The sequence below is a fragment of the Brevibacillus fluminis genome (genome assembly GCF_003710825.1).
GTDB classification, from domain to species: Bacteria; Bacillota; Bacilli; order Brevibacillales; family Brevibacillaceae; genus Brevibacillus_D; species Brevibacillus_D fluminis.
The window spans coordinates 1-896 of sequence record NZ_RHHQ01000051.1 but is presented as its reverse complement, the minus strand read 5'-3'; the positions used below and the strand labels follow the sequence as shown (position 1 = coordinate 896).

The window sequence follows — 896 nt, the reverse complement described above, 5'->3', positions numbered from 1 at the left end:
TATGCAAGCGCCAAGCAAGAGCCAATTCGTGATTCTTTTCCTTCAACTGCTGGATGCCGGACGGAATCGGCACATAATACGGCTCGCCAGTGAGTGTCGGCTGATCATCCCGCTTCTGTGGGACAGGCAAGCCGTCTTCGTTGAGGCGCCACGCGAGCAGCGAGCGCTCGTGTACAGCATGCATCTCGTCCACTGAAACAGCAGCCGGGGCCGCAGGCTTGACTTCAGCGATCCACCACTCTACCAAAAAGCGGTCGGACGGCAATCCGCTATTGAGCAAATCTTCCATCTCGCCATAGCAGTTGACGATATTTTGTGAGCAAACGCCGCCGAGCTTGGCGATGTTGAGATAGCCGTTGACCGACTCAAGCGGATCGTACGTCCACGTAATCAGTTTGTATCCCTTCTTCAGCGCTTCTTCCCGCTGCGCCTGCTTGAGCCGCTCCCCGATCTTTTTGCTTCGGTATGCCGCATCGATGCCCAGCTCGTGTGAACAGAGGTACACGCGCTCGCCGTCATAGCCGGCAAAGCTGTATTGGAAGCCAACCAACTCTTCCCCGATGTATGCGCCCAGCACAAGTCCACCGTTTTTGCAGGCGGTCAATGTTTGATGCGTCGGGATCGAGTCGTTTTCGCCCCATATGCGCGCTCCCAGCTGCCGCACCTCTTCCAGCTCAGGCACTGTGTGCAGCGAACGAATGATGACGTCTGTTTGTGAATCGGTCTGTTTCATCTGTGACAACATTCCTTTCTCCCCCAAGCCGATGCGCACATCGCTATTCGTCTTGGTCAAAATTGCATTCCTTTAACGAGACGACTTTTGTCTTCTTGACGACTTTATATCCCACCAATAATAACAGGAACAGCGGCAAACCGATATAGGAGACCAGTACACC

General features: G+C 54.1%; 1 protein-coding gene. It reads right to left on the bottom strand.

The window, feature by feature from the left end:
- Nucleotides 1-793: GNAT family N-acetyltransferase (locus EDM56_RS30815; protein WP_122921735.1), on the bottom strand; the 793-nt coding region annotated here is incomplete at its 3' end.
- Nucleotides 794-896: the final 103 nt, after the last annotated feature.